Raw genomic sequence first — 19,522 nt, 5'->3', positions numbered from 1 at the left:
GTTCGTCTCCGTCAGAACAGCAGCAGGGCGACGGCCCAGATCAGGACCGTCAGGACGACCGAGCCGATGAGGGTGAAGCGGGCCATGTTGATCCGGGTGCCGGGCTCCATGCCGTGGCCGAAGTCCCAGACCAGGTGGCGGACGCCGCCGAGCATGTGGTGCATCAGCACCCAGGTATAGCCGAACAGGATCAGGATCCCGAGGGGGGAGCCGAAGAACCACTGCACCGCCTCGAAGGCACGCGGCCCCGTGGCCAGCGCCACGAGCCACACCGCGAAGAGGACGATGCCCACATAGAGGGCCGCGCCCGTGGCGCGGTGGAAGATGGACATGGCCATGGTCCAGGTCCAACGGTAGATCTGCAGATGCGGGGACAAGGGCCTGGGGGCCGCCTTCACCTCAGCCATGCGTTCGCTCCTGATCGACGACGTGTTTGCCGCACTCAATTTGGAACGGTTCGTATCTGAAGCGCGGAAGCATCGCAATGCATCTTCCGCACAACCGACGACAGGGCGCAAACTTCGTCAGCGGCGAAATTTGCTTCAGGCTCGCCTCTTGCGCAATTTGTCATTATTCTAATCTGCCTTCGCGAACGACGAAGGAAGCCATGCAGTTCGACCTGACGGACCTGAGCCTCTTCCGCCATGTGGTGGAGGCGGGCAGCATCACCCACGGGGCGGAGCGCGCCCACCTGGCCCTCGCCGCCGCCAGCACCCGCATCCGCAACATGGAAAAGTCCCTCGGCGCGCCGCTTCTCCTGCGCAACCGGCAGGGGGTGGTGCCGACCCCGGCCGGGCGCACCCTGCTCCAGCACGCGAGGGCGATGCTCGCCCAGGCGGACCGGCTCAAGGAGGACCTCGGCGCCTATATGGGCGGGCTCGCGGGGCAGATCCGGATCCTGTCCAACACCAACGCCCTGACCGAGTTTCTCCCCGAGGCGCTCGGCGCCTTCCTCGCCGGGCATCCCCAGGTCTCCATCGACCTGGAGGAGCGCCTGTCCGACGAGATCGTCGGGATGATCGCGGAGGGCGTGGGCGACATCGGGATCGTGGCCGGGACCGTCGACACGGGCCGGCTCCAGACCTTCCCCTTCCGGAGCGACCGCTTCGCCCTCGTGGTGGCGAGCGCCCATCCCCTCGCCGCGAGCCGCACGGTGTCCTTCGCGGAGGTGCTGGGGTTCGACCTCGTCGGCCTCGACCGGGCGAGCGCCCTCCAGCGCTTCCTCGCCGACAAGGCGAGCCGGATCGGCCGGCCCCTGCGCCTCAGGGTGCAGCTGCGCAGCTTCGACGCGGTCTGCCGCATGGTGGAGGCCGGGGTCGGCCTCGGCATCGTGCCCGAGACCACCGCCCGCCGGGCCGCCCGCACCATGGACATCGCCGTGGTCGGGCTCGAGGATTCCTGGGCCGCCCGGGACCTGACCCTGTGCATCCGCGCCATGGACGCCCTCGCCCCCTCCGCCCGGCAGCTGGTGGAGCACCTGCGGAAAGGCGCCTAGAGCCTCTTCTCGCGCAAGACCGGTTCCCACTTTTGCGCTCGATGCTCCAAGTTTCTGATCTGGAGCATCTTTTCGCGCAAAACCGGTTCCCACTTTTGCGCTCGATGCTCCAGGCGGCCGGAGGGCTCCCGGCCCTGCCGAAACCCGAGCGCCGGGGTGCGGTCCTCACGGAGTTTTCAGCCCGGCCGCCGCCGGCCCGTGCTAGCCTCCCGTCATCGCCCGCACGACGGGGCGTCACCGGAGGAAGCGGAGGAAAACGCATGCGCGGAACAGGTAGCCTTTGGCTTGCGGCCTCGATGGCCGTTCTCGTCCTGGCCCCGGCCGGCCCGGCACAGGCCCAGAGCGCCGGCGGAGCGGCGGATATGACGTTCTTCGTGACCAGCGTCGGGTCGGGGAAAGGCGCGGATCTCGGCGGCCTCGACGGCGCGGACCGGCACTGCCAGTCCCTCGCGCAGGCCGCCGGCGCCGGCGGAAAGACCTGGCGCGCCTATCTCTCGACCCAGGCGGCCGGAGGCACGCCCGCCATCAACGCCCGCGACCGGATCGGCCGAGGCCCCTGGCAGAACGCCAAGGGCGTCGTCATCGCCAAGGACGTCGCCGAGCTGCACGGGGCCAACAACCTGACCAAGGAAACGGCCCTGACCGAGAAGGGCGAGACCGTGAAGGGCCGGGGCGACACGCCGAACACGCACGACATGCTCACCGGGACCCAGGCGGACGGCACGGCCTTCCCGCCGGGCGAGGACCGGACCTGCGGCAACTGGACGAAGAGCGGAACGGAGGGCGCCGTCATGCTCGGGCACCACGACCGCATGGGCCTGGACGACACGCCGCCGGCGAAGTCCTGGAACGCGTCCCATCCCTCCAGGGGCGGCTGCAGCCAGGACGCCCTGAAGAGCACCGGCGGCGCGGGCCTGTTCTACTGCTTCGCGACGAACTGACCGGAGCGGCCGGATCAATCGACCGTCGGCATCGGAACGCCGCGGCGGCGGCAGGCGGCCTCGAGGGTGTTGCGCAAGAGGCAGGCGATGGTCATGGGGCCGACGCCGCCCGGGACCGGCGTGATGGCGGACGCCACCGCGGCGGCCTCCCCGTAGGCCACGTCCCCGACGATCCTGGTCCTGCCCTCCCCCGCCGCCGGATCCGGCACCCGGTTGATGCCCACGTCGATGACGACGGCGCCGGGCTTGATCCAGCCACCCCGCACCATCTCCGGGCGCCCCACGGCGGCGACCAGGATGTCCGCCCTGCGGCAGACCTCCGGCAGGTCGCGGGTCCGGGAATGGGCGACGGTGACCGTGCAGCTCTGGGCGAGGAGGAGCTGCGCCATCGGCTTGCCGACGATGTTGGAGCGTCCGATGACGACCGCGTCGAGCCCTGCGAGGTCCCGCCGGACGGACTGGATCAGGAGCAGGCAGCCGAGCGGCGTGCAGGAGACGAAGCCGGGCACGCCGGTCATCAGCCGTCCGGCATTGACCGGGTGGAAGCCGTCCACGTCCTTGGCGGGATCGATGGCCTCGATCACCTTCTGCGCGTCGATCTGCTTGGGCAGGGGCAGCTGCACGAGGATGCCGTCGACCGTCGGATCCGCGTTGAGCCTCGCCACGAGGGCGAGGAGCTCGGCCTCGCTCGCCGTCGCCGGGAGCACGTGCTCGAAGGAGGCCATGCCGACCTCGACCGTGAGCCTGGCCTTGCTGCGGACGTAGATCTGGCTCGCCGGGTCCTCCCCCACGAGGACGACGGCGAGGCCGGGCCGGATGCCCTGCCGGCCCAGATCCGCCACCGCCCCCGCGATCCGGCCCCGCAGGCCGGCGGCGTAGGCTTTCCCGTCGATGATGGTCGCGCTCATGAATCCTGTCCCGTCATGGCGGCGAGCCGGGCCGCAAGGGCCGCGGCATCGCCCTCGATGAAAAATGTCTTCAGCCGGGCGGTGCCCCCGGCGGTCAGGGCGACGGCCGAGGCCGGAACCCCGAAGGCCCCGGCGAGGAGACGCCGGACGGCCTCGTTGGCCGCCCCTCCCTCGGGAACCGCCCGGACCCGGACCTTCAGCACCCGGCTCCCGTCGGACAGGGCCTCGATTCCCTCGACGGCGTCCCGCCCGCCCCGGGGCGTCGCGCGGACCCGGATCTCGATTCCGTCGCTGCGGGTCCGGCCGGGCATGGGGCGTTAGAGAAGGGTCGGGGGAATGTACTGCTGCATCACCCGCACGAGCAGGTTCTGCAGGAAGATGATGAGGAGGATCAGGATCACGGGCGAGATGTCGATGCCGCCCAGATTGGGCAGGATCCGCCGGATCGGCCGCAAGGCCGGCTCCGTGACCGCGTCGAGGAAGTTCCAGATGGCCCGAACCACGTCGTTTCGGGTGTTGACCACGTTGAAGGCCACGAGCCAGCTCAGGATCGCCGAGGCGATGATGAGGTAGGTATAGAGCTGGAGGGCCAGGAGGATGACTTCGACCAGGGATCGCATGGGAAACTCGTCAGGATCGGGCGTTCGTCATGTAGCGTCCCCGGCGCGGCGGAACAACCCGGCGAATCCCCCGGCCCCGCTCTTCCGAAATTAGATGGCCGGGACCCGCCGATCCCGATTGACAGACCGAAGCGCTCGGGCCTAAAAGTCGCCCCGCTTGGTCTGCCGACCGGACCGGGGCTGTAGCTCAGATGGGAGAGCGCTGCAATCGCACTGCAGAGGTCAGGGGTTCGAATCCCCTCAGCTCCACCAAGCCTTTGAAAATCAAGAGCAATTTGCGTTTTTCGGCCTAAACTGTCGCACAACGGTGTCGTACACGCTCGCCGCTGACGCGGCCCTAAGCGCTTGGAACCGTTCGGAAAATGGCCGCCGCGACTGTCGCACATCACCGTCGCACAAACCGTCCCGAGACCGTCCGAGACGGCGTCCAAAACAGCGCCCGACCGGGCTCTGGTTGCGCGGAACCGTCTGGCAGTATCGGGCAAGAGTGCCTGCCGCCGTTGCGCGGATCATCGGGAAGACGGTTGTCAGCCAATCTCTCCGAACGTCCTCATACTCGGAGGCGATCAGGCGAGCGCGAACAATTGCGGGAGAGTGGGAGCGAAAGTGGCGGATAGCCGCAGATCAGGGACTGGTGTGGAGCCCCTCCCCTACGCCCGCCCCTGAAACGGCGGAGCCAATCCCAAAATCTGAAGCTGCCGCATCTGCCGAGGGCAGGTGCGCAGCACCCGGAGAGATCACTTGCAAACCAGAGGCCGATCCGCCGAGTGTCATAGGCAAAGAAAAGGACTTGGCCGTTTCGGGCAAGAGGAGCATAGCAATAGTGGCTGACCAGAGCGGACCTTCGATCCAGCAGGTCTACGACCGCTACCTAGATGACCCCTCTGTGGTTCGTTCCACCAAGACGCTCCTGGCGTATCGGTCGGCTTATGGTCGCCTCATTGAACTGATTAGCCCCGAGACGCCCATTCGGGCGGTCACTCGGGAGGTCTGCCGCGAAGTACTCGATACGTTGCGATATCTCCCACCCAACGCAGTCAAACGGTATCGTGGGCTCTCGGGTCTGGAAGCAGCGGCAAGAGCAAAAGCCGAAGGTCTGACACCCATGGGAGCGTTGACTATCAACGGTCACATCCAAAAGCTCTCAGCCCTACTGAACTGGGCGCTGAACGAGGGATACATCGACCGAAATCCGGCACGGGGCCTAAAAGTCATCGACCCCGTGCGGAGGAAGGACAAGCGCCATCCTTTCGCACCGTGGCAATTGCAACGCATCTTTGGCACACCGTTGTACCGAGGGTGTCAGAACGACGAGACAGGTTATGCCCGGCCCGGACCTAACCGCCCCAAGCGTGGACGGTTTTGGGTACCCCTTATCGGTCTCTACTCAGGTATGCGCCTAAACGAGATATGTCAACTCGATGTCACTGACGTGCGTGTGATCGACGGGGTCCACTGCTTCGTAATCACTACTCACGGACAGAGCGGAACGACGGATAAGCGTCTGAAGACCGGCAATGCTGAACGCATCGTGCCGATCCATCCAAAGCTGATTGAAATCAGCCTCCTCGATTATGTGGCTCGACTTGGATCGCTGAGACCTGGGAAGCTATTTCCCGAACTTTCGGTTGCCTGCACAGGGTACTACTCAGATACATTCTCAAAGTGGTTCGCAAATTTTCTCGCCAAGGCCGGGGCCAAGGCTCCTCGTACCAGTTTTCATAGTTTCAGGCACAACTTCCGCGATGCTTTACGCGAGGCGAAAGTCGAAAAGGAAATAGCCTACGCACTTGGAGGTTGGGCTGGGGATGGACCAGATGATGAGTCGGCATCGGCTGAAAATTACGGACGAGGCTTCAGGATCGCAGCACTATATGATGCCATAGCTAAAGTTTCCTATCCGGGGCTTGATCTGCACCATTTGGAGCAGCCGTGACATTCGATAGGCCCATGGTAGGTGGCGATACCGCTCATCTAGGAGACGGGGCCTGCTGGCGCTGCTTTTTAGCTAACGAGGGTGTCTCTGGCGTATGGGCAATTCTTAGCGACCTTCTTCAGTACTCTGGGTGTCTTTTTTCTGGTCAGATTAACTTGAGAGCGGCTTCCCGAGGGTTGCCCGCACCAGCTTGTCTAGCTCCTCAACCCGCTGCGTCTGATCCTGAAGCAAGCCTTCGAGATGCTCGACGCGGATGCGATCAAGCTTGTCATGCAGCGCCATGATCTCAACCTCAGCCTTCAGGTTGACTTCGTAGTCCAGACTCGCGGCCAACCTGTCCCTGGCGGCCTGCCGGTTCTGAGACATCAGGATCACAGGGGCCTGGAACGCGGCGACCATCGACAGGATCAGGTTGAGGAAGATGAATGGATAGGGATCAAAGCCCCCACCGAAGCGGGTCAAGGCGACGGTGTTCACGGCCACCCAGACGATCAGCATCGCCATGAAAACAGCGATGAAGGTCCAGGAGCCGCCGAATTGAGCCACCCGATCCGCAAGGCGTTCGCCCAAGGTCTGCTGTTCTTCGAGAACACTGTTCACGTTTCGGGCGATGTGCAACCGCTTGGCGATATGCAGGATGACCCGCTGCTCGCGTTCGGACAGCCTTGTTACGCCGCTGTCCAGCAACTGCCGGGCGAGTTGCGCCACCTCGTTGTCCATGAGCGCCTCCTCTGTCACTCTGATCAGAGAGTGCAGTCTACTCTAGCCATGGGGACCGGAGGAGGGTTGCCGTTCGCGCCCATGGCGTAGCCCAAGGTGATCAAGAAAGTTTCTATTACACCCTGAGACCCGCATCACTCTTCAAAACACCGGACGGCGGCGGCTTCATTTCCAAGCCTACGAATTGGACCGCTATACACACGATCCACGCGGCAACCAAGGGGATTGGAAAATCATAGTGATCGGTTTTCTACGTTTTTCCTCTTTTGGACTGCGTCTGTGTCTTGCCATTTTTCTCCGATCCCGCCGAATAATTCACGCTTCGAGACGGTCATATACTTAGGTAGAATAAGCGCGTATACTTCGATAAATTTAGGAGGACAGCATGATTCAGAGAATTAGGTCCTATATTTCTTACGAGAACGAAGCGCTCTTTGCTGCGGCTCTGGCCTTCCTGTTCTGCGGGGCCGTGATCTTAGGGTTCATGTAATGCTCTCCCAGGCGCTGATTTCACTCCTCCTGATGGCTGGCATTCTCGCCATTTTCACGCTGGCGATCCGCTACCACTGGTGAGAGAACCCAGATCGGGAAGGCCGGTCTTGCAATTTCGCCGGTGTCGCCTGTCTGTCAGGAACGACACTCAGTACTGGCCGATTATCCTGTAGAGCGGAGGCGTTACCGACACGACATGGGCCTGGGCTGGTCCATGAAGGGCGTTACCCGAGGATGAACAAGCGCGCATCAGTCATGCATCGCCGCCTCGCAGCGATCTTCTACGCTGACGTGGCAGGCTACGTGCGCCTCATGAATGCGGATGAGACCGGAACTCTGGCCCTGCTCGACTCCCGCCGCGAGATCATGGATCGGCAAATCACCCAACATGGAGGTCGCACCGCCAACACTGCAGGCGACAGCATTCTCGCCGAATTCCCGAGCGTCGTTGATGCGGTCCAATGTGCGGTTGGCATTCAGGAAAGGATTGCTGCGGCAAACGAGGAAACCCCAGAGGAACGCCGGGTGACCTTCCGGATCGGCATCCACGTTGGGGAGGTCATGGTCCGCAACGGTGATATCTTTGGCGATGGGGTGAACATTGCAGCCCGCATGGAGAAGCTGGCACAGCCTGGATTGGTCTGCCTCTCAGGAGCGGCCTATGATTACGTGTCCAGGGTGCTGCCGCTGGCCTTCGACGACCTCGGGACGCAATTCGTAAAAAACCTCGATGCGCCCATGCGGGCTTATTTGGCCCATCCGTCTGATCATCCGCTATCTCGGGCGCTGCCACCGGTCCACCGCCGCAGTGAGTTCAACTTGGCTCAACGCTTCCACACCATCCTGAACCACGCGCTGGTTGAGGTGACCAAGCCAGAGGGCCTGACACTGGTCGAGCCTGCGGTTTTGGCCTCCCTCCATGATGCGCCGAACATCAACGAGGGGCGACTGGCCGAGCGGATCGGCATTGACCTCGCAAGTGCCCAGAGGATGGTTCGGCACCTTGAGCTTCTAGGGTTCGTCTGTCGGACACCCGGGAAACACGGACACGAGTTGCGCCTTCTCAGCCTGACCTCAGCAGGGCTTGATCTCTACACGAGATTATACCCGGCGATCCTTGCGGTGCGGGATCGAGTGATGGCTGCCCTGTCGGAGCGTGAGCGCGAGACCCTGCAAGACCTCTTGGCCCGCGTGATCAACGCCAATGAACTCAAGAGCAATCGTCGCTCCGACTGATTCTCGCTAGACCAAGCGGCTGAAACGGGGCGCATTCTTCTGAGCGCTATGACTGATTGCTCCAGTGTGCTGTGATAGCGCGAGCCCTCAGGGAGGTATCCCATGGCCTATGTCATGTTTCAATATGACCGCCCGGCCGACTCGCATCATTGGAACGACTACAACCAGCGGGTCCGGGACTGGATTGCGCAGCTTCTGCAAATTCCTGGTGCGGTGTCCTTTATGGCCTATCGCACGACTGATGGAGCCAGCCCGGACACGATCACCATGCTGGAATTCCAGACTGTGGAGGATGCTCGCAAAGCCGTAGCGTCGGAGCAGTTGCAGAGAATTCTCGAAGGTCTACGGTCAGTCGGGGTGACTGCCAAGATTCTGCTGGTTGAGCGCTCGCCATTTACGCCCGAGCCACTTCAAGCGTGAGATCAGAGCCGCCTTAGGAGGGCAAGCGAGCCAGCGAGAAATCAACTAACGTCGCAATTTGGGCCGTAGACCGGAGCACGTGGAATGGAGCCTGACCCAAAATCCGCCGACCCCGATCAGGGAAGAGCCGAAGAGCAAATAAATGCTGTTCAGCATCGCGGCGGCCCGTTCGTGGCAGCGGTCGAGGCCACCCGCATGCCCATGGTGGTGACCGACCCCAGCATTGACGGCAATCCCATCGTCTATGTGAACCAGTCCTTCATCGACCTTTTCGGCTATACCCGTGAGGAGATTCTGGGCCAGAACTACTTCTTTCTGACCGGTCCGGACACCGATCCTGAGGTGGAACGGCACATCCGGGCCGCCATGAAAGCGGACGAACCTCTCACCCTTGAGGTGTCGCTTCGCGCCAAAGATGGCCGCGAGGTCTGGGCGGCCCAGTTCGTCAGCCCTGTGCATGATGAGCACGGGCGCATCGTCCAGCACTTTGCGTCGTTTTGGGATATCACCCGCCGTGTCAGAGCCGAGCGTCGCACCCAGCGCCTGAACGAAGTTCTGGAGACGAGGGTCAAGGAGCGGACCCAGACGCTCCAGAACGAACTCGACCGCAGGCGGGCTCTGGAAGCGGTTTTGACGGAAAGCATCCGCGAGAAGGATCAGCTTCTGAGCCAAAGAAACGTGTTGCTGCACGAGGTCAACCACCGGGCCAAGAACAGCATCGCCATGGCGATCTCGATGCTGCGCCTTCAGATGGCACGTCAGGGCAACCCCGGCGTTTCGGAAGCACTGGAGAATGCTATCCAGCGCCTGGATCATCTCGCCCGCATTCACGAGCTTCTCTACCGGCAGGACAGCAACGATGTGCAGTCGGTCGATATGGCAGGGTACTTGACGGAGCTATGCCGGAACTTCGGCCATCTCAGGAGCCCGCAGGATCAGCGCATAGACCTCACGAGCGACGCCGATGAGATCACGTTGGATGTTGATCGCGCCATCAATGTGGCATTGATTGCGGGGGAGGCAATCACCAACGCGCTCAAGCACGCCTTTCCCGACAAGCGGCGCGGCACCATTCGGGTCGGGCTGCACCGCCAGGGAGAGGACGTGCTCCTTTTCATCGAGGATAACGGCGTGGGTCTTCCCGCCACACGGGGCACGGGGGGAATGGGCATGCGCCTGATTGAAGGCATGGCTCGTAGTCTTAACGGCACCCTGGCGATTGAGGGGGATCGGAGGACGCGGATTCAGGTGCGGTTTCCGCTCACGTCTGAGCGCAACAACCCTGCTGGCTAGGTCAGCGGCCACACGAGCAGGATGAGCGGCACGCCGAGCAGAAGGACAATGAAGGAGAGCGGCAACCCCAGCTTCCAGTAGTCGCCGAACCGGTATCCGCCCGGTCCCATCACGAGCGTGTTGCACTGGTGTCCAATCGGCGTGAGGAAGTCGCAGGCTGCGCCCACCGCGACTGCCATGAGAAAGGCGTCAGGTTTGTAGCCAAGTTGTCCAGCAAAGGTTGCCGCGATGGGAGCCATCACCAGCACTGTGGCCGCATTGTTCAGGAACGGCGTCACGCCCATAGCCGCCATCATGATCAGCGCGAGCGCTCCATAAGATGGCAAGGTGCTGGCAAGCAGCGAGAGCCATCCAGCTAGGAGATCGGCCCCACCGGTCGTGCGGATCGCCTCGCTGACTGGGATCAGCGCCCCGAGCATCACCAGAATGGGCCAATCGACAGCTTCGTAAGCCTCGCGGAGCGAGAGTGCCCCGAGCAGGACCATCAGGGCGGCAGCGGCGAAGAAGGCGGTGGCGATGGGCAAAAGGCCAAAGGCCGTGAGCCCCATGGCGCTCGCCAGGACCACCACGGGGACAAGACCCTGCCGGATATTGCCCAGGCGGATTTCGCGCTCAGCCAGCGGCAGACAGCCGAGTTCCTTCAGCTTGTCCGGAAGCCGGGTGAGATCGCCCTTCAGCACGAGAACGTCGCCAGTCTGCAAGGTGATGTCGCGCAGGCGCTCGGTGAACCTCTCGCCGCTGCGACTGACGGCGAGAAGATTGATGTTGAAGCGCTCGTGCAACGCCATGCGTTTGGCCGTTTGACCAATCAACATTGAGGTCGGTCCGACGACAGCCTCAATTCCTCCGATCTCCTCATCGGCACCCCTGCCTTGCGTGGGGCGGTCGTCGCCTTCGAGTTCCAGATGAGCGCGGGCGACCGCCCGCTCCAGCGCTTCCGGATCGCCCTCAAGGAGAACAATATCGCCCTTGCGAAGGACAGCATCCGGCAGGGGTGCCATGTGCTCGGTTTTGTTCCGAACGATCCCAGTGACCAGGACCTCGTTGTCACATGCGTTTGCCAAGTCGCTGACTGTCAAGCCGACGACCGGCGAGTTCTCCGCAACGCGCGCTTCCGTCATGTAGTCGGTGAGGTTGATCGCCTCGTCCATGGCCGCGACAGCTTTGCGACCGCCGGGCAGAAGCCGGTAGCCGAAGGCCAGGAACGCCACGCCAGCCGCCGCGAGGCCGAGGCCGACCGGGGTGAAGTCGAACATGCCGAAAGGCTGACCCGTCAGGTCCTCACGCACGCGAGAGACGATGATGTTGGGCGAGGTGCCGACAAGGGTGATCAGACCGCCGAGCAGAGACCCGAAGGCCATCGGCATGAGAAAGCACGAGGGGGAGGCATTCGAGCGCCGTGCCATCTGGAACGCCACTGGGATTATCATTGCGAGCGCGCCGATGTTTTTGACAAAGGCGGACAGGATCGTGACCACGGTCACAAGAACGACAATCTGGCCCTGCACCGAGGTGATGTAAGGTGAGACTCGATGGAGGACCGCCTCCATCACGCCAGAGCGTGCGACCGCCGCGCTGACGACGAGGGCACTTGCGACAATGATGACAATATCGTCACCAAATCCGGAGAAAGCCGCCTTATGGGGGACAATGCCGGTGAACACAGCCGCAAGAAGGGCGAGAACAGCCACAAGGTCGTAACGCAGGCGTCCCCAAATGAACAACGCCATCATTCCGGCCAGTATGGCGAAGGCGAAGGTCTGGCCCTGCGTCACTGATTTCGTCGCAGAACAAGGAACATTGAGATAATGCGAAGCACCCCAATCTGTTTGGAGCGGGGCGTCATGTAGGTGCGGTTCGGCAGCTCACTTCTCGTCTGAGCGCCCATCCGGCGACGCAATATCGTTGTCGCCATAGCCCCGCCTCCCATTGAGTTTTACCCTGGGTGGCACTCTGGGATGACCGCCCCAGAACCTCATCACCTTCCACACGGTGTTCACAACTCTCTGAGCCGTGCCAGAACGACCTTTGCTCATAGGAACCTCGTTGTCCAACACCAGAGCCGCATGGTGGATATGAGAGCCTTCTCGCTCAACGCGACGGTTTGGGGTCCAGTGCGTTGGCGAATGGGATTGTCAGCACTCGTTGATTGGCTCTGTCCATGATCTCGACGCACCAGCCTCGCCGGTCCTCGCCCTTCTGATCGCCTTCAGCAATCATTTCGCGGGCTTTAGCGAGCGCCGCATCGCGCGCAGTCTGAAGATTAGGATGCCTCTCCCCCTCGGGGGCGTCCACAAGGCCGCTTTCGGTTCGGAGGTTGAGGTAGTACAGAGTAGTTTCCGCCCGGTGCTCAGGGGCGAGGGATGACTCATGGGAAGGATGACCTGAACGAGGCGCACCACCCTCATCGTCCCACCTCTTGAGGTCGTCACGCTGGCTCGGATGCTTCGGAGCTTTGCTCATCTTAAAATCATTGAACAACTAACCGGCTTTTTGATGACCGCCGTCATTACTGCCGCTCTCTCGACAAACTTCCCGACAACGCATTTCTTAACGGGACGCAGTAACAGAATATGCAACGCCGTTACCTATAGAGACCTATATCGACTTGGCTCCCCCATTGACCCCGACTCGGCTGAAGATCGGAGAACAAATGCATGCCCACGCTCAAGGCTGTTATACCCCGATCAACCTTGGCGATCCCTGTTGTTGCGCTGATCTTCTATGGGTTCGCTTCTGTCTATGGCCTGAACCATGCCTCCATCGCCTCGCCGGTCGGCCTCCTCCTCGCTACGGCTCTGCTGCCTATCCTGATCGGCACCGTGTTCGCGGCAGTCCACCATGCCGAGGTGATCGCGCTCCGCATCGGGGAGCCCTATGGCACCCTCGTCCTCACTATTGCCGTAACCATTATCGAGGTAGGACTGATCGTCTCCGTCACGTCAGGGGGCGCGAGCCTCCCGGCGCTCGCCCGCGATACGGTGTTCTCGGTCATCATGATTGTCGGCAACGGGCTCGTCGGCCTGTGTATCCTGCTCGGTGGATTTCGCTATAGTGAGCAAGGCTTTCGGGTGAGCGGTGCAAATGCATACCTTGTCGTCCTCATCGTACTTGCGACCCTCACGCTCATTCTCCCGAATTTCATCCAGGCACGTCCTGGGCCATTCTACTCGTCAAGCCAACTCGTCTTTGTGGCCCTGATCACCCTCGCGCTCTATGGCGGGTTTCTCTACATCCAAACCGTGCGCAACAGGGATTATTTCCTTGTACTCGATACAGAGGGCGCAGATGCGAGCCCGTACCTCCCGCGAAACCGCGCTGTCACCGTGAGCGCCACCATCCTCATCCTGTCACTTGGCGTAGTCATCTTGCTCTCAAAGATGTTTGCCGCTGTCGTGCATATCGGCACGTCACTCGTTGATGCGCCCGAAGCCGTAGTGGGCGTCATTGTGGCGCTGCTGATCCTGTCCCCGGAGAGCGTTGCAGCGGTCCGGGCGGCCCGCCGAGACCAGTTGCAGAAGAGCCTCAATCTGGCGCTTGGTTCTTCGCTTGCTACGATCAGCCTAACAGTTCCGGCAGTCGCTGCGCTCCACCTCTGGCTTCAGCGTGACCTCGTGTTGGGCTTAGACGGCGAGGATACTGTTCTGCTCATGCTCACCGCTATCGTCAGTCTTCTCACCTTCGGCACCGGGCGGACAAACATTCTCTACGGGTTCGTCCATCTCGTAATTTTTGCAGTGTTCATATTCCTCGTATTCGTGCCTTAGATGCCGACCGGTACACTACCCTACTGACCGTCTGAATCTTTATTGACGCCACTCCCAGTTACCCGTGATCGCCCTTTCACCGGACCTAGAGCGTCAATCTCGCCTTGGCAGGACTTTAATCATTGTTGCAGTCGCCACCTATACTACGGGGTGCAACACGATCATTTCGTCTGGGGCAAGGGGATGGATTGAGTTCAGCAGGAAGCAGAGGGTCGTCGAGGACGCTCTGCACCACACGGGGCAACATTAGGTTGGGGGTTCCAAGCCCGCCAAATTTCGTTCCATACGACGTAACAACTTGTATCCTAAAAACCGCCGAAATGGTAATATAGTTCCTCATCCATGACACGGCTCTTCTACCGACAGGAGAAGCATCATGCGAATCAAGCATCTGATAGTGCCTTTACTTGGCGTGGCTCTGATCTCCGCTACGGCATTCGCGCAGACAAATCCCCCGACATCGACCCCGCCTGAGTCGAGTACGACGGCTCCCCCTGCGACCTCCGGAAGATTCTTGAGTCAGGCAGAGTCGGGGAAGTGGCGCACCTTCAAGCTGAAAGGACTGAATGTTTACAATGCCGATAACGAGCACATCGGCGACATCAGGGAAGTGCTACAGGATCGCGGCGGCAAGATTGAAGCCGTAGTGATCGGAGTCGGTGGCTTCCTGGGCTTAGGCGAGCATGACATTGCGCTGCCTTACGATGAATTTCAGTGGGTAGAACAGGGAAGTTCCACCACCGCTTCGACAACAGACACGAACCGGACGACCACCCCGGCGAACCCAAATGAGTCTGTGAGCACGACCGGGACAGTAACGCGCACGACGAACGTGCCGGGTCCATCCTACCCAGAGCGAGCGGTAATCAAACTTACGAAGGAGGAGCTTAAAGCAGCCCCGCCGTTCAAGTTTTCTGATTGACAAGTTTGAGGAGAGGCGCTCTCCCGCACTTCAGGCTAATTTCACCTTCCGCAGCTACGTCTCGGTTGACGACAGCTATGGATGCACGCCTCCCGTGCTGAGAACTCGCTTAGAAGCGCACCAACTTGCAGCTACGACGACTCAGAGCACAAAACCTGGACCTACGGGAACACTCGGTATTGCCCCCACCTCCACTCTCCCGCAATTGTTCGCGCCCGCCTGATCGCCTCCGAATATGAGGACGTTCGGAGAGATTGGCTGACAACCGTCTTCCCGATGATCCGCGCAACGGCGGCAGGCACTCTTGCCCGATACTGCCAGACGGTTCCGCGCAACCAGAGCCCGGTCGGGCGCTGTTTTGGACGCCGTCTCGGACGGTCTCGGGACGGTTTGTGCGACGGTGATGTGCGACAGTCGCGGCGGCCATTTTCCGAACGGTTCCAAGCGCTTAGGGCCGCGTCAGCGGCGAGCGTGTACGACACCGTTGTGCGACAGTTTAGGCCGAAAAACGCAAATTGCTCTTGATTTTCAAAGGCTTGGTGGAGCTGAGGGGATTCGTCGGCGGGCATGATCGACTCGCGTAGTTCTCGTACGAGGAGGCTGGGGCTGCGCGGATTTATGGTCAAGCTGGCCTGGGAAGCTCTCCCAGGCCATGAAGTTCGAGACTACTGCCGGGCCGTCGAAACAGCGCGAGGCCCGCCGATCACAATGAAGTTCGAGAAAGACTGGCCGAAGTTCACAGCCAACCCTGCTCGCTCCGCTTCCAGATGTATTGGCTCAGATGCGAGCGCACCTCAGATTTGCGCTGATCTTCAAGGTTGGCGAAGACAAGCACGATCTTCCGGCCATCCCGCCACATGGCCCATTTGGAGCCTTGCTCGCCGAAGTATTTAACGTGATCTTCGAGAATAACGTCGTGAATAGCCTTCGGCTTCCGTGAAGGCTTAATAGTATAAGTGTAGGGCAAATTGCTCATAATAACCTCAGATAATTATATATTGAGATTACCTGAGCGGCTCATAATCGTCATTATTCTTTATAAATTGACGCCAATTCGTACGATATGCTTTAATAAATACAGATGCGAGGCGCTTCTAGCCTGCATCAGATATATCGCTCAGGAGTGTACAGGGGCCGCCTCCGCCCCAGCAACGGCATCCGGGACCACCTGACCGGCGCACCGTAGGCAGAGCGACCCACGAGACGGACATCCCGCCCTGAGATGGTAGGGAGTAACGGCTGCTCGGCGGACAGGAGTTCCGCGAAAGGCATTCCAGAAAAGAGGAGAAGTGTGTCGTGCTCGATTTGACACCTCTCCGCGTACGGCCTGATCCCTCAACAGTCGGGCGTACGAGCTTCCAATCTTCAGATTGAATAACCGTCACGGTCATAACGTTCGCCGGAGTCGCAAGGTCCGGTCGGGTGAAAAAGGCTTTTAGAGCGCACCCGCCGGGGAACCCCCACACTCACGAGTAGGCGGAGCGGACCGGAGAAAGGGCCGTCATGTGCTGGTCTCGGGTGACCGCCAGCCGCCGGATAACACCGGCAAGCGGCTGTTGAGCGTCCACGACTCAGGGTGTGAACGTGCTGTCTCTCTTCTGCTTGCTCAATTCGAGCAGGCAGGGGGGAGAAAGCGTGTGATCTTGGGTGTGAACCAGAAGATAGATTATTCGAGACAGGTTTGGATCATCACAGCAGATCACTGCTGATGCCTGGAGCGCGAGCGATCACGAGCCTGCGAGTGATCGAGAACAGCGACAGGCATCAGCGGATCAGGGGTGCGCAGCAGCCCTGCCTCCATGAGCTTCTTCTCGTACGACTGATCCAAGAGCCCATCTCGTGATGGCCGAAGTTCGTGATGAGCCCGAGTTCTCCATGAAAATATCGACGGGAAAGAGCCCACTCCGGTAGGTTCTGATTATCGGCCTTGAGCGCCGTTGATTAATTTTAGGAGCTATTTTTTATGTCATTTGGACATCATCATACAATCATGACGACGGGCCTTAGCTCGTACGACATGGCCGAAACCGCGTACGAACTTGCTCTCATCACATCCGGACTGCTTGGCCCTGAGGGCAAGACTTGGGTTCTCGACATCGAGACGGACATGATCACCTTCCGCTTCCAGGAGCAGGGCGATCTTCATCGCCTGCGCCAGCGCCTCGACGAGCTTCTGCCGCCCTCCGTTAATCCCGAGCCATGCACCGATGAGACAATCATGGATGAGGAGGTCCGCGATTATGCACACTGATCACTCCTTCACGCATATCGTCTCTGAGGGAGACATCTGGCTGAAAGCCAAGGACCTGAAGGCTCGCATGGAGAGCACGGGGCTCGACACCGAGGGGCTGTACTTCGAGGACCTCGCGCATCAGGTCATGGTGCGCGATCTGCGGGACCGGGCGTATGAGATGGAACTCGACGATCCCGAGATCGCCTGGGACTTCAACCACCTCACAGGCGAACTGGAGGTCGAGTGCTCCTTCGCAACTGTGACCGACATGGTGGCGTTCAAGCGCGCTATTGCCTGATATCGTGATGGCCTGGGGGATCGCCTCCAGGCCACTTCTCATGTAGCCACGGTGTTCGTACGGCTTCTCGACCGTCCTGGAACCGTGTTCGATCAAGGAACTTCCGGATCAGGCAGCCTCAATGACGAGGTCCTTGGCTTGCAGCCGCCCGGCCCTCAATGCGCTGTAGTAGCTCGACCTGGAGATGCCGAGGATACGGCAGGTCTCGGGCACTGTGGTGGCCGGGTCATCATGGGCGAGCAGCACCTGCCGGATCAGCGAGGGCGTGAGCTTCGGAGTTCGCCCGAACTTCACGCCCCTCTCGCGGGCCAGGGCCACGCCTGCCTTGGTCCGCTCCATGATGAGCTCACGTTCCATGGCCGAGAGGCTTCCCAGGATTCCTGTAAAAAATTTGCCCAGGGCCGATGACGTGTCGATGTTCTCGCGCAGGCTGATCAGCTTCGCGCCCTTCTTCTCGATCTCCTCGACGATCTGGAGCAGGTGAAGCTGGGACCGGGCCAATCGGTCGAGCGCGTAAACGTAGAGCCGGTCGTCGGGGCGCAGCAGGTCAAGCACGCGGCGGAGTTCCGTACGATCCCGCTTCACGCCGCTCGCCTTCTCCCGATACACATCGCGGTCATCAACCCCGGCCCTGGCGAGGGCATCAAGCTGAATCGCCCAGTCCTGGCTCGATGTTGAACACCGCGAATACCCGTAGCTACGTCTCATTCGTCCAAAAACTCCCGTGCAGATGATCTCCATTTTTGCACGGATTTTTTAGACCACAAGGAAATGGCCCCACGAACTTCAGGCCGAAGTGCGTACACTCAAGACTTCTTGGACTTGGTGGATGCAGGACGAAGCAGTCGGGCAGAAGGATGTTCGTACAGGATGCCGCTTAATCTCGAATGTTCGTACGAACTCGGCGAGCCTGGGTTGGGGACACGATCAGGTAAGAAGTTCAGGGATGTTGTTGGTACAGGATACTGGGGCTGGCGGAGAAGGCTGGGCATGGATCGTTCTGATTAAGCTCGACATCCAGATGAGGCACCTCTGGATCACAAGGCTCGGAGTACCAACATGGATAGAAAGACGCAGCACGTACCACTTGACATGAGTTACTGGCGGAGGCTATTCGCACCGCGCTTGTAGTGTTCGCCAACAAGCGCTGGCTTCTCCGCACGCGCGGTGCGGCCTGATATTTGAGACCTTATTTGATGGCTGCTCGCTTCTTGAGCAGTGTACGCGTTGGATCAAAGGCTTGGTCTTAGCGCATCGGAAATTTACTCAACAATCCGAAGCATCACCACGCGTGTGGTGATGCCCATCAACTAGCCTGTCCGTACGGGTTGCTGTGCGGCAATGGAAAGGTCTTACCATGACTGAAGAAGTTTTTAATCAGGTTGAGGTTTTTGTCAGCGAGCCGGTACAAAAAGTGCTCAAGACACGCACTTTCGGCGATAGCTCAAACCGAATCAACGAGATTTGCGAGCGCTACCTGGAACTAGTACGCTTCGACATGCCTACGCTCTCGCTTAACGAGTGGGTAGCCCTGCTTGACTGCCTCAACGGCACGCTTCGAGATGCCTCCACCATCCAGTGCCTTGAGCATGATATTTCTGATGCCATTGCGCTGGACCAATTGGATAAGTGCTGGAACATCGACGGAGACGACTTCTGTAATCGCCTGAAAGCAATGACTTATGGGCAAAAAACCGCGATTGTCGAGGTTGTGGACCGTTACTGGTCCGCATACGGGGGCAAGTCGGTCGATGCTAATGAAGCGCTCGAAAGTATAGGGGCGAAGATCGCCCGCTGAGACCAACTCCGGCAGTTTATTTGCTGGTTCGACCGCAACGTGATCTGTTGCCTTCCCAGAACAGTCGTCGTTGTTTAACTGTGGCACCTTCTACCCGCGCAGGACAGCTTGAAGAGGATCGGCGACAGCCTAGCGCTTTCGCTGATCCTCATTGCTGCTATCTGTCGTCCTGATGGATACCAAGGTGCCCAAGTGCTGCATCCGACCGGTCCACTCCGGTAATAAATTATGGTATGAGGTCCAAGTGCTGCTCTCGGAACCGGTGTGAACAGATCACCTGCGAGCCCTGCTCGCCGGTATGCAGGTCATATGGCGCGCCGCTTGCTCACCACGGCGACCGGCAGCCTGCATATGATCGAGATTGACCTTGCCCCGTCCGGGTATACGGAGTTTTGGGCATGGCGTGTCGAAGTCCGGAACTTCGTAGACTACCGCCGCCGAGG

Annotated in this window: 21 protein-coding genes, 1 tRNA gene and 1 pseudogene; 13 read left to right on the top strand and 10 right to left on the bottom strand. The window is 60.5% G+C overall.

Annotated features, from left to right (window positions below):
* Window positions 1-11: 11 nt before the first annotated feature.
* A complete protein-coding gene (gene sdhC, locus GDR74_RS02490) occupies window positions 12-407 on the bottom strand; it encodes a succinate dehydrogenase, cytochrome b556 subunit (protein ID WP_152584818.1) in 396 nt (131 codons plus the stop codon).
* A gap of 200 nt (window positions 408-607) precedes the next feature.
* On the opposite strand from sdhC, the gene GDR74_RS02485 reads away from it, so the two are divergent.
* Entirely contained in the window at window positions 608-1,495 is an 888-nt protein-coding gene (locus GDR74_RS02485; RefSeq protein WP_152584817.1) for a LysR family transcriptional regulator, read from the top strand.
* A gap of 260 nt (window positions 1,496-1,755) precedes the next feature.
* Window positions 1,756-2,436 carry a hypothetical protein gene (locus tag GDR74_RS02480; RefSeq protein WP_152584816.1) on the top strand — a complete coding sequence of 227 codons (681 nt, stop codon included), beginning with the start codon at window positions 1,756-1,758 and terminating at the stop codon, window positions 2,434-2,436.
* 14 nt (window positions 2,437-2,450) lie between these two features.
* Here GDR74_RS02480 and folD read toward each other — a convergent pair whose 3' ends face one another.
* From folD to GDR74_RS02465, 3 genes are read right to left on the bottom strand one after another with little or no spacing between them, the layout of a single operon-like run.
* The gene (gene folD / locus GDR74_RS02475; protein WP_152584815.1) at window positions 2,451-3,344 is read right to left on the bottom strand and encodes a bifunctional methylenetetrahydrofolate dehydrogenase/methenyltetrahydrofolate cyclohydrolase FolD; all 894 of its coding nucleotides are present in this window, start codon (window positions 3,342-3,344) and stop codon (window positions 2,451-2,453) included.
* Entirely contained in the window at window positions 3,341-3,655 is a 315-nt protein-coding gene (locus GDR74_RS02470; protein WP_152584814.1) for a DUF167 family protein, read from the bottom strand. The genes folD and GDR74_RS02470 overlap by 4 nt, the downstream gene beginning before the upstream one ends.
* A 6-nt stretch (window positions 3,656-3,661) precedes the next feature.
* Window positions 3,662-3,964, bottom strand: coding sequence for a YggT family protein (locus GDR74_RS02465; protein ID WP_152584813.1), 303 nt, complete (start codon window positions 3,962-3,964; stop codon window positions 3,662-3,664).
* Window positions 3,965-4,140: 176 nt separating this feature from the next.
* On the opposite strand from GDR74_RS02465, the gene GDR74_RS02460 reads away from it, so the two are divergent.
* The 3 genes and pseudogenes from GDR74_RS02460 (at window position 4,141) to GDR74_RS02455 (ending at window position 5,900) form a co-directional block, all read left to right on the top strand.
* A tRNA-Ala gene (locus GDR74_RS02460) sits at window positions 4,141-4,216 on the top strand.
* A 55-nt stretch (window positions 4,217-4,271) separates the two neighbouring features.
* Window positions 4,272-4,565 (top strand): annotated as a pseudogene (locus GDR74_RS18600) (DUF6538 domain-containing protein); the annotation flags it as partial.
* Window positions 4,566-4,787: 222 nt separating this feature from the next.
* The gene (locus GDR74_RS02455; protein ID WP_152584812.1) at window positions 4,788-5,900 is read left to right on the top strand and encodes a site-specific integrase; all 1,113 of its coding nucleotides are present in this window, start codon (window positions 4,788-4,790) and stop codon (window positions 5,898-5,900) included.
* 150 nt (window positions 5,901-6,050) lie between these two features.
* On the opposite strand, the gene GDR74_RS02450 is transcribed toward GDR74_RS02455, so the two are convergent.
* Window positions 6,051-6,620, bottom strand: a complete 570-nt coding sequence (locus GDR74_RS02450; RefSeq protein ID WP_152584811.1) for a DUF1003 domain-containing protein — start codon at window positions 6,618-6,620, stop codon at window positions 6,051-6,053.
* Between the two features lie 726 nt (window positions 6,621-7,346).
* On the opposite strand from GDR74_RS02450, the gene GDR74_RS02445 reads away from it, so the two are divergent.
* From GDR74_RS02445 to GDR74_RS02435, 3 genes are all read left to right on the top strand, one after another.
* Window positions 7,347-8,348, top strand: coding sequence for an adenylate/guanylate cyclase domain-containing protein (locus tag GDR74_RS02445; protein ID WP_152584810.1), 1,002 nt, complete (start codon window positions 7,347-7,349; stop codon window positions 8,346-8,348).
* Window positions 8,349-8,450: 102 nt separating this feature from the next.
* The gene (locus GDR74_RS02440) at window positions 8,451-8,768 is read left to right on the top strand and encodes a DUF1330 domain-containing protein (RefSeq protein ID WP_152584809.1); all 318 of its coding nucleotides are present in this window, start codon (window positions 8,451-8,453) and stop codon (window positions 8,766-8,768) included.
* An 84-nt stretch (window positions 8,769-8,852) separates the two neighbouring features.
* Window positions 8,853-10,061 (top strand): sensor histidine kinase, encoded by a 1,209-nt coding sequence (locus GDR74_RS02435; protein ID WP_152584808.1) that lies wholly within the window; start codon window positions 8,853-8,855, stop codon window positions 10,059-10,061.
* Here GDR74_RS02435 and GDR74_RS02430 read toward each other — a convergent pair.
* Together GDR74_RS02430 and GDR74_RS02425 are read right to left on the bottom strand one after the other, a co-directional pair.
* Window positions 10,058-11,836, bottom strand: coding sequence for an SLC13 family permease (locus GDR74_RS02430; protein WP_152584807.1), 1,779 nt, complete (start codon window positions 11,834-11,836; stop codon window positions 10,058-10,060). The genes GDR74_RS02435 and GDR74_RS02430 overlap by 4 nt on opposite strands.
* Before the next feature lie 316 nt (window positions 11,837-12,152).
* A complete protein-coding gene (locus tag GDR74_RS02425) occupies window positions 12,153-12,524 on the bottom strand; it encodes a DUF6894 family protein (protein ID WP_152584806.1) in 372 nt (123 codons plus the stop codon).
* A 194-nt stretch (window positions 12,525-12,718) separates the two neighbouring features.
* Here GDR74_RS02425 and GDR74_RS02420 point away from each other — a divergent pair, with 194 nt between their 5' ends.
* The gene (locus tag GDR74_RS02420; RefSeq protein WP_152584805.1) at window positions 12,719-13,828 is read left to right on the top strand and encodes a calcium:cation antiporter; all 1,110 of its coding nucleotides are present in this window, start codon (window positions 12,719-12,721) and stop codon (window positions 13,826-13,828) included.
* Between the two features lie 514 nt (window positions 13,829-14,342).
* Complete coding sequence (locus GDR74_RS02415) at window positions 14,343-14,750, top strand: PRC-barrel domain-containing protein (protein ID WP_246179827.1); 408 nt, start codon at window positions 14,343-14,345, stop codon at window positions 14,748-14,750.
* Between the two features lie 161 nt (window positions 14,751-14,911).
* Here the strand turns inward: GDR74_RS02415 and GDR74_RS18595 are convergent, their stop codons facing one another.
* Together GDR74_RS18595 and GDR74_RS02410 are read right to left on the bottom strand one after the other, a co-directional pair.
* Window positions 14,912-15,319 (bottom strand): DUF6538 domain-containing protein, encoded by a 408-nt coding sequence (locus GDR74_RS18595; protein ID WP_425486940.1) that lies wholly within the window; start codon window positions 15,317-15,319, stop codon window positions 14,912-14,914.
* 167 nt (window positions 15,320-15,486) lie between these two features.
* Entirely contained in the window at window positions 15,487-15,726 is a 240-nt protein-coding gene (locus GDR74_RS02410) for a hypothetical protein (RefSeq protein WP_152584794.1), read from the bottom strand.
* Window positions 15,727-16,740: 1,014 nt separating this feature from the next.
* Here GDR74_RS02410 and GDR74_RS02405 point away from each other — a divergent pair.
* Window positions 16,741-17,001 carry a hypothetical protein gene (locus tag GDR74_RS02405; RefSeq protein WP_152584795.1) on the top strand — a complete coding sequence of 87 codons (261 nt, stop codon included), beginning with the start codon at window positions 16,741-16,743 and terminating at the stop codon, window positions 16,999-17,001.
* Entirely contained in the window at window positions 16,991-17,281 is a 291-nt protein-coding gene (locus GDR74_RS02400; protein WP_152584796.1) for a hypothetical protein, read from the top strand. Before GDR74_RS02405 ends, GDR74_RS02400 begins: the two co-directional genes overlap by 11 nt.
* Before the next feature lie 108 nt (window positions 17,282-17,389).
* Here the strand turns inward: GDR74_RS02400 and GDR74_RS02395 are convergent, their stop codons facing one another.
* Complete coding sequence (locus GDR74_RS02395; RefSeq protein ID WP_194164607.1) at window positions 17,390-17,989, bottom strand: recombinase family protein; 600 nt, start codon at window positions 17,987-17,989, stop codon at window positions 17,390-17,392.
* A 649-nt stretch (window positions 17,990-18,638) separates the two neighbouring features.
* Between GDR74_RS02395 and GDR74_RS02390 the strand changes: the two genes are divergently transcribed.
* A complete protein-coding gene (locus GDR74_RS02390; protein ID WP_152584803.1) occupies window positions 18,639-19,079 on the top strand; it encodes a hypothetical protein in 441 nt (146 codons plus the stop codon).
* Window positions 19,080-19,522 lie beyond the last annotated feature (443 nt).

The organism is Microvirga thermotolerans (genome assembly GCF_009363855.1).
In the GTDB taxonomy this organism is placed as follows: Bacteria; Pseudomonadota; Alphaproteobacteria; order Rhizobiales; family Beijerinckiaceae; genus Microvirga; species Microvirga thermotolerans.
This window is presented reverse-complemented; position numbering and strand designations above follow the sequence as displayed.

Excerpts from the sequence above, each read along its gene's own strand:
- GDR74_RS02395 (WP_194164607.1), bottom strand. The coding sequence starts at position 17,989 with ATGAGACGTAGCTACGGGTATTCGCGGTGTTCAACATCGAGCCAGGAC.
- GDR74_RS02425 (WP_152584806.1), bottom strand. The coding sequence starts at position 12,524 with ATGAGCAAAGCTCCGAAGCATCCGAGCCAGCGTGACGACCTCAAGAGG.
- sdhC (WP_152584818.1), bottom strand. The coding sequence starts at position 407 with ATGGCTGAGGTGAAGGCGGCCCCCAGGCCCTTGTCCCCGCATCTGCAG.
- GDR74_RS18595 (WP_425486940.1), bottom strand. The coding sequence starts at position 15,319 with ATGCCCGCCGACGAATCCCCTCAGCTCCACCAAGCCTTTGAAAATCAA.
- GDR74_RS02420 (WP_152584805.1), top strand. The coding sequence starts at position 12,719 with ATGCCCACGCTCAAGGCTGTTATACCCCGATCAACCTTGGCGATCCCT.
- GDR74_RS02410 (WP_152584794.1), bottom strand. The coding sequence starts at position 15,726 with ATGAGCAATTTGCCCTACACTTATACTATTAAGCCTTCACGGAAGCCG.
- GDR74_RS02440 (WP_152584809.1), top strand. The coding sequence starts at position 8,451 with ATGGCCTATGTCATGTTTCAATATGACCGCCCGGCCGACTCGCATCAT.
- GDR74_RS02470 (WP_152584814.1), bottom strand. The coding sequence starts at position 3,655 with ATGCCCGGCCGGACCCGCAGCGACGGAATCGAGATCCGGGTCCGCGCG.
- GDR74_RS02445 (WP_152584810.1), top strand. The coding sequence starts at position 7,347 with ATGAACAAGCGCGCATCAGTCATGCATCGCCGCCTCGCAGCGATCTTC.
- GDR74_RS02485 (WP_152584817.1), top strand. The coding sequence starts at position 608 with ATGCAGTTCGACCTGACGGACCTGAGCCTCTTCCGCCATGTGGTGGAG.
- GDR74_RS02390 (WP_152584803.1), top strand. The coding sequence starts at position 18,639 with ATGACTGAAGAAGTTTTTAATCAGGTTGAGGTTTTTGTCAGCGAGCCG.
- GDR74_RS02405 (WP_152584795.1), top strand. The coding sequence starts at position 16,741 with ATGACGACGGGCCTTAGCTCGTACGACATGGCCGAAACCGCGTACGAA.
- GDR74_RS02450 (WP_152584811.1), bottom strand. The coding sequence starts at position 6,620 with ATGGACAACGAGGTGGCGCAACTCGCCCGGCAGTTGCTGGACAGCGGC.
- folD (WP_152584815.1), bottom strand. The coding sequence starts at position 3,344 with ATGAGCGCGACCATCATCGACGGGAAAGCCTACGCCGCCGGCCTGCGG.
- GDR74_RS02435 (WP_152584808.1), top strand. The coding sequence starts at position 8,853 with ATGGAGCCTGACCCAAAATCCGCCGACCCCGATCAGGGAAGAGCCGAA.
- GDR74_RS02480 (WP_152584816.1), top strand. The coding sequence starts at position 1,756 with ATGCGCGGAACAGGTAGCCTTTGGCTTGCGGCCTCGATGGCCGTTCTC.
- GDR74_RS02400 (WP_152584796.1), top strand. The coding sequence starts at position 16,991 with ATGCACACTGATCACTCCTTCACGCATATCGTCTCTGAGGGAGACATC.
- GDR74_RS02465 (WP_152584813.1), bottom strand. The coding sequence starts at position 3,964 with ATGCGATCCCTGGTCGAAGTCATCCTCCTGGCCCTCCAGCTCTATACC.